This is a genomic window from Congregibacter sp. (genome assembly GCF_045107095.1).
GTDB lineage: Bacteria > Pseudomonadota > Gammaproteobacteria > Pseudomonadales > Halieaceae > Congregibacter.
This window is the reverse complement of sequence record NZ_JBGCFU010000049.1, coordinates 20,690-30,852: the sequence shown is the minus strand read 5'-3', so window position 1 is coordinate 30,852 and position 10,163 is coordinate 20,690. Positions and strand designations below refer to the sequence as shown.

Here is a 10,163-nt window from a genome sequence, read left to right as displayed (position 1 = left end):
GTAATCACTTCGGCGCCAAGAGCGATAGTGTTCTGCAACTTTATACGCGGCGCGTCTTTGGGCATCACAATTCGCGCCGGCACGGACTCGAGTTTCGCGGCCGCGGCCACTCCTTGCGCATGATTTCCCGATGACCAGGCGATGACCCCCGCTTTGCGCTCAGCGGTGGTCAGCTGCGAAACACGATTGTAGGCACCACGAAACTTGAAACTGCCGCTTACCTGAAGAGTCTCGGGCTTCAAAAACACCCGCCGACCGCTGTCTTCATCGAGGAAACGATTACGCAAAAGCGGCGTACGCACCGCTTGTCCCTGCAGTCGCCCGGCAGCTCCACGAACATCCAGAAAAGAGGGCAATTCAACGCTATTCACAGTTGGTCTCCGAAACAAAACCCAGACAGTTGTTCAAACACTTTCTCTAGCTCTGACAATGATGAATAATTGTGACGTCATCGTTTATCAGGACTTCCAACATGCCTTATACCCTAATTCATCACACCGGATGCGGCTCATCGAAAAAGGGCCTTACACTCCTTCAGGAGAATGGCATTGAGCCTGAGGTCCGTAAATACATGAACAAGAGCGAAATGCTGAGCGAGGACGAGCTCCGAGATATCGCCAAAAAGATGGGCAAGGTAAGTCCTCGTGAGTTTATGCGCGAGAAAGATGCTGTGAAATTAGGATTAGCAGACTCTGCATCAGACGACGAAGTGTTTGCAGCGATGGCAAGCGAACCTAGACTGATTCAGCGCCCCATCGGTATCAACGGATCCAAGGCTGTGCTGGGGAGGCCAAACGAGCAGCTTCTCGATATTACCTAAACCGTCTTGCCCTAACTAATCTGCCTTTCTTCTGGCCTCGGTTTTTCCGTAGCTCTGCCCTTACTAGTCTGAAGAACACAGGCGCAGAGAGACGCTGCCTTTTTCTAGGGCGCCCAGTACACGTAAGGAGCTGGCGATTCAGAGGCCATGATTGCCGCGATGGGCAGCGAAAGAGGATCCTTGTCTGAGAGTGCGCGCTCAAGGACCAGTCGCTTATCGTCACCCACGATATGTAAGATGAGGTGCCGCGCATCCAGGATTCGTGGCAATGTCATGCTCATACGCGCGTGAGGCGCGGCAGGTGGATCCACTGCAATAACCGTTTCTCTGCCACGCATATCAAGGCCCGCTGCTAACGCATCGCTGGCGGGAAACAACGACGCGAAATGCCCATCACCGCCCATCCCGAGAATCATTACGTCAACAGTCTCGAGACTCGCCAAGGAATCTCTAATGGCTACTGTGGCCGTCTTGGGATGTGCATCCCCATTGACCAACGGAAGGAACGTCGCTGCGCTCGCGGGGCCTTGCAGCAGGTTCTCTCGAACCAAACGATCATTACTATCCTCATGATCCGAGGGCACCCAGCGATCATCGGCCAAGGTCACGGTCACTTTTGACCAATCCAGTTCCTCACAAGCCAAACCTCGAAGGAACCCTTTAGGCGTGCTGCCGCCAGATAACACCAAGCTTGCCACGCCACGCGCTTCGATGGCCTGCTTCAAAATGCCGCTAACGTCACCCGCCAGCTGCTCATCGAGTCCCGTGCGACTATCAAATTCCAGTAAGCTCATCTCAGACATGCCAGCTTCGTCCATCCTTTTCGATTAACAACTCTCCTTTAGTCGGCCCCCAGGAGCCTGCCTGATAGGGCTGCAACGTTGGCGCACGGGTTTGCCAGGCATCAATGAGCTCGTCGCACCAACGCCAGGACTCTTCGATTTCCTCGCGACCTACGAACAATGACTGATCTGCATTAATCGCATCGAGGAGTAAACGCTCATAGGCGTCGGGAATCCTGTCCAACTCCGAAGAACCGAGAAAATCAAGATTGAGGTTTTTTGTAACCAGCCCCATTTTGTTACGCAAACTATGCTGCTTGGAGACCATCTGCATTTCGATCCCCTCGTTCGGTTGCAATCGAATAACCAGACGATTCGGAACATCCTCGCGACCGGCGCCTGCAAAGATATTGTGGGGTAACGCCTTATAGGTAATCACTATTTCGGTGAGCTTTTCGGGCATACGCTTGCCGGTACGCAGATAAAAGGGAACGCCCGCCCAACGCCAGTTATCGACAAACGCCTTCAGCGCCACATACGTCTCGGTCTGACTATCTTGCGCGGGGCAATCATCTTCCTCGAGGTAACCGGGAACTGACTCCCCACGCAACCATCCCGCGGCATATTGCCCACGCACGGCATGATCTCGGACGTTTGTTTCATCGATGGGACGCAAGGCACGCACGATCTTTACTTTCTCATCGCGGATACCCTCGGCCGTCATGGAATTAGGCGGCTCCATAGCAACCAGACAAAGGAGTTGCATGAGATGGTTTTGCACCATGTCGCGAAGCTGACCGACACCGTCGTAGTAGGACCAGCGGCCCTCGATACCAATGGGCTCTGCCACGGTGATCTGCACGTGATCAACGCAGCTCTGATCCCACTGTGTGTTGATAAAACGGTTGCCAAAACGCATAACCAACAGGTTTTGCACCGTTTCTTTACCAAGGTAGTGATCAACTCGATAGATGGAGTCTTCCGAAAAGTATTCGCCGACGGTGTCATTCACTGCCCGGCAACTTTCCAGATCGTGGCCTATGGGCTTTTCGAGGAGCAGCCGCCTATCGCCAACGAGGCAACCCGTAGCCCCCAAATGCTCGCAAATAGGACCGAATAGTGAGGGCGGTGTTGCCAGGTAGAACAATGCAGGGCGCTCGGGCGCCAATAGCTCGCGCAAGTCCGCGAAACCATCCGCCGTACTAAAATCAATTCGGTGATAGACAAAACGCGAGGTATAGCTGACCCACTGTTCTTCGGACCAGCGACTGTCGTCGACATACTTGCGAACCCGAATTTTGATGTCCTCGAGAAACGTCTCAAGGGGGATATCTTCCCTCGCCAAGGCATGGATCCGCACGTCAGCCGGTAACAACTCGCAGTTATCCAGGTGATAGAGCGCTGGAAAAAGCTTTCTTGCGGACAGGTCGCCACGAGCGCCAAAAATTAAAAGATCCATACCAACCTCCAATTCCACTGCGGCTGAGCCGTTCATTGCTTCGCCCGAAATGTGGATACATGTTCTACCGCTGCGCGAGCCAGGGCTGTCACGGCATCCCAATCCTGAGCTGCCAGCAAACTACCGGGAGTCAACCAGGATCCACCAACAGTCAAAACCGACTTCACTCCCAAATATTCGTCAATGTTATGCAAGCCAATACCACCGGTGGGACAAAAATTCACATTAGGGAAAGGGCCGGCAAAGGCTCTTAGCGCAGCGGCGCCACCCGAGGCTTCAGCGGGGAAGAACTTCAAGCAATCAAAACCATAGTCCAAAGCCCGCATTAACTCACTGACCGTTGCTACGCCAGGAATCAGGGGAACCTCAGAGCCAGAGGCCGTATCCAGAATCCCCTGGGTCAGGCCGGGTGTCACGACAAAACGGCTGCCCGCCTCTACCGCCGCTTCAAAATCTGCTGCATTTACGACTGTACCCGCTCCTACTATGGCATCGGGGACCGCTTCACGAATGGCGCTAATGGCCGGCAATCCCACAGGCGTTCTCAAGGTAACCTCGAGCACGGGAATCCCTCCCGAGACCAGAGCCTCTGCCAACGGAATGGCATCATCTAGATTTTCTATGGCCAGCACGGGCACTACGGGTGCCTGTGAAAGGATGCCTCTTGAGTCATTCATTATAAGTGCCTGCTTTGTAGGAATTGAAGAGCGCCAAAAAGACCCGGATCTTTGCGAGTCACAATACGCGTGGGTATGTCGTCGAGATATTCACGAAAACGCCCTTTGGCCAGAAATCGCTCCCGAAAATCGCTGTTACGAACAAACTCCAGAATACGCGGCACGATTCCCCCAGCAACATAAACGCCTCCCAGGGATCCGAAGGTCAGCGCCAGATTGCCGGCCACGCTACCCAGGACTCGACAAAACACGGCAAGCGACTCAACCGCGATGGGATCGTCACCGGCCAATGCCGCTGCACTGATATCGGCGGGCGTTGCGTGTTGCTGCTGAGCTCCATGCATTTGCGAGAGCGCCCAATAAATGTTCTGCAGCCCCGCTCCTGACAACACTCGCTCTGCGGACACGCGTCGATAGCGCGTTGAAAGGAGCCGCATGATCTCGGCTTCCTCCTCTCCGACGGGGGCAAAGTCGACATGGCCGCCTTCGCCGGGCATAACATTAAGCCGAGTAGTACTTGGCAACACTCCACAGACACCAAGACCAGTGCCGGGACCAAGTACCGCGATGACTTTGTCGGCGCGAGCTTGCCCATTGCCCAATTGCTCCCAATCGCTTTCAGCAAATCGCGCCGCGGCGTAACCAATGGCCTCAAAATCATTAATAATCTCGAGACTGGGGATTTTCAAACTGAATGCCAAATCCCTTCGATCAATGACCCAATCACTATTCGTAAAGGTCACAATCTCACGATCCGTTGGGCACGCCACAGCCAGACAGCCATCTATGGGCCGCTTTTCCCAATCACCCGATTCTTCAACCATGGACAAGTACATGAGCAACGCCGATGTGAAGGTCGGGTGCTCTACGACGGAGACCGTGAGGTGATTTCGAATTTCACCCGTAGCCACATCTCCAAGAGCAAAACGCGCATTGGTGCCGCCGATGTCCGCCAGCAAATGCCAGGGCTTAGCCATCCCTAGATTTCCTCGTTAAATATCACAGTGGCTCCGGCCTCGGGCGTCGTCACCACTTTTCGAAATACGCTGAAGAGCTCTCGCCCAACGCCTTCCTGACTATCTCCCGGCACGCGCGCAAGGGGCCTGTCAGCCATGTCCTCTTCGCTGACTTCACAACTGAGAGTTCCCGTAACCGCATCCAAAGAAATCATGTCTCCATCCCTTAGGCGTGCGAGAGCACCGCCCATAGCGGCCTCAGGAGTTATGTGAATAGCCGCCGGCACTTTCCCCGAAGCGCCCGACATCCGACCGTCCGTTACCAATGCAACGGAGTGACCTTTGTCTTGCAGGGAACCCAGCAAGGGTGTGAGCTTATGAAGCTCGGGCATACCGTTCGCTCGAGGCCCCTGAAAGCGAACTACAACGATGCAGTCCCGCTCGAGCTCTCCTTCTGCAAATTTCTTTGCAAGGTGTTCCTGACTATCTATAACTACCGCGGGGGCGACGACTTTACGGTGCTCGGGCTTGACCGCCGATACCTTTATCACAGCTCGCCCAAGATTACCCTGAAGCAAACGCAAGCCGCCCTCAGGGGAAAATGGCGCTTCCGTTGTCCCCAATACATCTGCATCCAGACTCTTGCTGGCTGCCGGGCGCCACGAGAGCTTACCCTCCGCCAAAAACGGCTCCTGGGTATAGTCTTGGAAACTATCACCCCAAACGGTGCGGGCAGAACCATGCATCAAGCCCCCGTCCAGTAACTCCCGAAACAGAAAACCCGTGCCCCCAGCCGCGTGGAAGTGATTGATATCAGCCTGACCGTTGGGATACACACGAGCAAGGAGAGGTACGACCGCAGAAAGTTCTGAGAAATCGTCCCAAGTCACCACGAGACCGGCGGCACGCGCCATGGCAATCAGGTGGATCGTATGGTTGGTAGAGCCGCCAGACGCCAGCAAGGCGACAATGGCGTTTACAAAAGAACGAGCGTCTATCACCTCAGCTAAAGGTCGCGCGTCGGGACCTTGAGCGGTAATACGGGTAATCAGTTCCGAAGCTTCTTGAGTAAGCGCCTCACGTAAGGGGGTTCCGGGGTTTACAAAAGAACCACCGGGAAGTTGCAGCCCCATAGCCTCCATAACCATCTGGTTAGTGTTTGCCGTGCCGTAAAAAGTACAGGTGCCTGCGCTGTGATAAGAGGCTGATTCCGCCGCAAGGAGCTCCTCACGCCCGACTTTACCTTCTGCAAACAGCTGCCTCACTCGAGCCTTTTCCGCATTGGGAAGACCGGAAGGCATCGGACCTGCGGGGATGAACAATGCGGGCAAATGGCCGAAGCGCAGTACGCCCATAATGAGTCCCGGTACAATTTTGTCGCAGATACCCAAACAGACGATGCCATCGAACATGTGATGTGAAAGTGCTATGCCGGTTGCCTGAGCGATGTTGTCGCGACTAAAAAGCGACAGCTCCATCCCGATCTGTCCCTGAGTGACGCCATCACACATGGCCGGGACGCCGCCCGCCACCTGCGCGGTGCTACCTACGGCTCGTACATAAGACTTAATTTTGTCCGGATACTCGGCATAGGGCTGGTGAGCCGACAACATATCGTTGAAGGCCGTGACAATCCCGATGTTGGACGACTCCATGAGGCGGATACTATCTTTGTCGTCATCGCCACAAGCCGCAAAACCATGGGCAAGATTACCGCAGGATAATTGCCCTCGCTGCGGGCGCAGATCCCGACTCCGGGCCATAAGGTCCAGATAGTTTTGTCTCGGTCCACGGCTGCGTCTTTCGATGCGCTCCGTGACTTCGGCAACTGTGTTGTGTAGTTCCATGTATTCCTTCCTCGTTTACGACGACCCGAAGATCAGCCCGTGTTGCGCATACCAGCCGCGACACCGGCAATACTGATCATAATGGCCTGCCGGGTGTCGTCATCTGCATTGCGCCGCAGACGAGCCAAAAGCTCTGCCTGAAGTACATTCAACGGCACTGTGTAAATGTTCCGCAGCTCCAGAGACTCTCGCGTCCAGTCAAGCTTCTCAAGCAGAAGCTCTTGCCCGAGAACGCTAAGCACAGTCCCTACGTCGTTACTCAATTGGCCACGCAACTGCTCGCCAATACCACGCAGCTCTGGATTCACCAACTTGCCGTCGTAATGCGCCGAGAGGCGAGCATCAGTTTTGCTGTAGACCATTTCCAACATTTGCATGCGTGTCGCGAAGAACGGCCACTCTCGGAACATCTCCGATATAACCTCATCGCCCTGCTCTTCCAGCTCTTTGGCAAGAGCAGCACCGGCGCCCAGCCATGACGGCAACATTAGCCGGTTCTGTGTCCAGGAGAATATCCAGGGAATTGCACGCAAAGCCTCAATGCCACCATCTTTCTTTCGGCTCGTCGGACGAGACGCCAGCGGCAAGGCGCCTAATTCACCCTCGGGGGTCGCTTCACGAAAGTAAGTAAGGAACCGTGGATCGTCACGAACAACCGCGCGATAGGCGTCGCAGGAGCTTTCGCCCAAACGGTTCATAGTGTCCCGCCAGTGCGCCTTTGGCCTTGGCGGATGGGCCGCTCGCGCTTCCAAAATAGCGCTGGTGTAAAGAGCGAGAGTCTTCACGGCCAGACCGGTCATGCCCAACTTGGTGCGAATCATTTCGCCCTGTTCAGTAACCCGCAAGCCACACTCGAGAGAACCTGGAGGCTGCGACAGCAGTGCGTCATGCGCGGGCGCGCCACCACGACCAATGGTTCCACCGCGGCCGTGGAACAGCTGCAGGCGAACACCAGCTTGAGTGCAAACGTCCAGGAGGGCTTCCTGTGCACGGTACTGGGCCCAGGCCGCTGCAAGTATCCCTGCGTCCTTAGCAGAATCCGAGTAGCCAATCATCACCATCTGTTGCTCTGGCAAACGGCCAAGAGCGCCCTCGACCGCCAACAGGTCAGTAATCACCTGAGGAGCACGGTCAAGATCGTCCAGGGTTTCAAAAAGCGGCGCGATGGGCAAACTGTCACCGCCCCCCGCTGCCTTGAGGAGTAATCGCACAGCCATCACGTCGGAGGCTTGTCGCGCCATTGATATGATGTAGCAAGCCAGCGCACCTGCCGGCTGCTCCACCACGACAGAGCAACAATCAAGAACCTCCTGCGTCTCTTCGCTGGGCGACCAGTGCTGAGGTATGAGCGGTCTTTTGCTTTCAAGCTCTTGCTGAATCCATTCTCGACGTTGCCGCTCATCCCAGTCCGTATAACGTCCTAAACCCAAAAATTCGGTAATTTCAGACAAGGCCGCACTGTGCCGATCGGAGTGCTGCCGTATATCGAGGCGGACCAGATTGATGCCGAAGCAGCGAACCTGGCGTAGTAAATCAAGAAGCGTCCCCTCAGCTATGCGCTCCATGCCGCATTCGCATAGTGATTCATAGCAAAGCAACAACGGCCTGGAGAGCTCTTCGACGTCCCGAATCAGGTCGCTTGTTTCAGCGGGACGGCCATCCAGCAAGTCCTCCACAGCAGTGAGCCACTTGCGGAGGCGAGCTCTCAGATCCTTCATCGCGCGACGGTAAGGCTCTCGGGTATCACCTACCAGCTCTCGTAAGGCGTCATTACATTCGATCATGGACAACTCTTGTACTAGTCGGTCCACAGTCTTCAGGTAAAGGGCCGCCGCCTGCCAGCGCCCCAGTAGCAACACCTCTCGAGTCACTTTCGCGGTAACAAAGGGGTTTCCGTCGCGATCGCCACCCATCCAGGAAGAAAATTGTACCGGCGCTGCATCCATGGGTAGTCGTTTACCCGTGGCCGCGAGTAAAGCATCGTCCAATCGTCGAAGAAAATCCGGCACCGCCTGCCAGAGTGAATTTTCGACCACCGCAAAACCCCAGCGAGCCTCATCGACGGGGCTTGGTCGGCTTTCACGAAACTCGTGCGTATGCCAAAGCTGGGCGATCAGCTCCCGTAAACGCCGGTCCATGCGGTTGCGCTCGTAATTAGTGAGGCCCGGAGATTCCAACTGTCCCAAACAGCGTTGAATCTCTTCGTACTTGTGGATCAACGAGCGCCGGGTGATTTCTGTGGGATGTGCCGTAAGCACCAACTCGATACTGAGATCTGCGACGGACTGTTCGATCGCTGCAGGCTCAAGACCCTTCTCGGTCAAAAGGTCCATAACACCAGAAAGCGTTCTACTCGCGGAGTTTACGGCATCCATTTCCCGAGACAGTCCGTGATGTTGCTCAGCGATGTTCGCAAGATTCAGGAACTGCGCAAAGGCACGTGCCACCAACCCAAGCTGTTCTGTTTCGAGCCCTGCCAACAGTGTTTCCAGTTGCTCCCAACTGCTGTCGTCACCCGTACTTCCAGACTTTGATAGCAGCCTGATCTTTTCGACGCTGGCAAGAAATTCCTCTCCATGGCTTTTCGCCATGGTCTCTCCAAGCATACTGCCCAGCAAACTCACATTGTTTCGCAGGCTACGGTATTGGTGCCCGTTACTATCCTGGGACACAGAAGAAGCAGAACTCATGAGCGGTGTTTACCTCCAGGTTGTGGAGCGAATCGGGTCGCTCGGAGACTTTCTTTAATAGCACGCAAATGGGGCTGCAGCGCTTCGCCGCGACGAAGCGATACGCCCGCCGCCAAGACATCCAGTACCACCAAGTGTGCAAGACGAGAGGTCATGGGCATATAGGCGTCCGTATCCTCAGAGACATCGAGCTCTATGGCCAGACTGCTCGCTTTAGCTAAGGGTGATGCTGCCGCAGTAAGAGCAACCACCGTAGCACCTCGCGCTATAGCCAGATTCGCGATATCGACAAGATCCCGCGTCCGTCCCGTGTGAGAAATAATGAAGAAAACATCATCGTCTCGAGCCGCCGCAGCGTGCATCCGTTGCATCAAGACATCAGCGTGCGCAGTGACCGGCAGCGAAAAGCGAAAGAAATGGTGTTCGGCATCCTGAGCCACGGCACTGGAAATACCCAAACCAAAGAAGAAAATATGATGTGCATCAAGGAGTCGATCAACCACTGACTCCACCAGCTTCGGCGGTAACTGCTCCCCTAGCGCTCTAAACGACATCACGGCGCTATCCAATATCTTGGCGGTATAGGTTCCTGCTTCATCATCCGGCGCAATGGATGAACTGACGTAGGGCAATCCAAGTACCAGCGATTGCGCTAACCGCAGCTTAAATTCTGGATAGCCCCGGGGCTCAAACTTGCGGCAAAAACGGTTAACCGTGGGTTCACTCACCTCTGCAAGTTCAGCCAGAGCGGCAATACTCAGGCGGGTGGCTGACCGGGGATCATCCAGAATCACATCCACAATACGCCGCTCGGACTTGGTAACACGTCGGGCAGCACTACCAAGTTCGTGGAGTAAATTGTCTTCTTGAGCCTCGGTCACGGCAGCAGCTGCTCTATTTAATGAGCCCTAATACTGACACATTTTTTACTA

General features: G+C 55.1%; 9 protein-coding genes. 1 reads left to right on the top strand and 8 read right to left on the bottom strand.

The features are described from left to right. The coding region (locus tag AB8B76_RS09070) for a pyridoxal-phosphate dependent enzyme (RefSeq protein WP_405271829.1) at positions 1-371 on the bottom strand (371 nt) is incomplete at its 3' end. Positions 372-472: 101 nt separating this feature from the next. Here AB8B76_RS09070 and AB8B76_RS09065 point away from each other — a divergent pair. Next, positions 473-820 carry an ArsC/Spx/MgsR family protein gene (locus AB8B76_RS09065; RefSeq protein WP_405271827.1) on the top strand — a complete coding sequence of 116 codons (348 nt, stop codon included), beginning with the start codon at positions 473-475 and terminating at the stop codon, positions 818-820. 104 nt (positions 821-924) lie between these two features. Here the strand turns inward: AB8B76_RS09065 and pgl are convergent, their stop codons facing one another. The 7 genes from pgl to hexR are packed head-to-tail and all read right to left on the bottom strand — an operon-like array spanning position 925 to position 10,112. Continuing rightward, a complete protein-coding gene (gene pgl, locus AB8B76_RS09060) occupies positions 925-1,623 on the bottom strand; it encodes a 6-phosphogluconolactonase (RefSeq protein ID WP_405271825.1) in 699 nt (232 codons plus the stop codon). Next, entirely contained in the window at positions 1,616-3,097 is a 1,482-nt protein-coding gene (gene zwf, locus AB8B76_RS09055; protein ID WP_405271824.1) for a glucose-6-phosphate dehydrogenase, read from the bottom strand. The genes pgl and zwf overlap by 8 nt, the downstream gene beginning before the upstream one ends. Beyond that, positions 3,094-3,738 (bottom strand): bifunctional 4-hydroxy-2-oxoglutarate aldolase/2-dehydro-3-deoxy-phosphogluconate aldolase, encoded by a 645-nt coding sequence (locus AB8B76_RS09050; protein WP_405271823.1) that lies wholly within the window; start codon positions 3,736-3,738, stop codon positions 3,094-3,096. Before AB8B76_RS09050 ends, zwf begins: the two co-directional genes overlap by 4 nt. Further along, a complete protein-coding gene (glk, locus tag AB8B76_RS09045; protein WP_405271822.1) occupies positions 3,738-4,715 on the bottom strand; it encodes a glucokinase in 978 nt (325 codons plus the stop codon). Before glk ends, AB8B76_RS09050 begins: the two co-directional genes overlap by 1 nt. A 2-nt stretch (positions 4,716-4,717) precedes the next feature. After that, on the bottom strand, positions 4,718-6,541 hold the full coding sequence (edd, locus tag AB8B76_RS09040) for a phosphogluconate dehydratase (RefSeq protein ID WP_405271821.1): 1,824 nt from the start codon (positions 6,539-6,541) through the stop codon (positions 4,718-4,720). A 32-nt stretch (positions 6,542-6,573) separates the two neighbouring features. Next, entirely contained in the window at positions 6,574-9,231 is a 2,658-nt protein-coding gene (gene ppc / locus AB8B76_RS09035) for a phosphoenolpyruvate carboxylase (RefSeq protein WP_405271820.1), read from the bottom strand. Next, positions 9,228-10,112: a transcriptional regulator HexR gene (gene hexR / locus AB8B76_RS09030; protein ID WP_405271819.1), complete on the bottom strand. Its 885-nt coding sequence runs from the start codon at positions 10,110-10,112 to the stop codon at positions 9,228-9,230. The genes ppc and hexR overlap by 4 nt, the downstream gene beginning before the upstream one ends. Positions 10,113-10,163 lie beyond the last annotated feature (51 nt).

Bases quoted from the DNA above. Each gene is read 5' to 3' on its own strand.
- AB8B76_RS09065 (WP_405271827.1), top strand. From the start codon at position 473: ATGCCTTATACCCTAATTCATCACACCGGATGCGGCTCATCGAAAAAG.
- pgl (WP_405271825.1), bottom strand. From the start codon at position 1,623: ATGTCTGAGATGAGCTTACTGGAATTTGATAGTCGCACGGGACTCGAT.
- zwf (WP_405271824.1), bottom strand. From the start codon at position 3,097: ATGAACGGCTCAGCCGCAGTGGAATTGGAGGTTGGTATGGATCTTTTA.
- AB8B76_RS09050 (WP_405271823.1), bottom strand. From the start codon at position 3,738: ATGAATGACTCAAGAGGCATCCTTTCACAGGCACCCGTAGTGCCCGTG.
- glk (WP_405271822.1), bottom strand. From the start codon at position 4,715: ATGGCTAAGCCCTGGCATTTGCTGGCGGACATCGGCGGCACCAATGCG.
- edd (WP_405271821.1), bottom strand. From the start codon at position 6,541: ATGGAACTACACAACACAGTTGCCGAAGTCACGGAGCGCATCGAAAGA.
- ppc (WP_405271820.1), bottom strand. From the start codon at position 9,231: ATGAGTTCTGCTTCTTCTGTGTCCCAGGATAGTAACGGGCACCAATAC.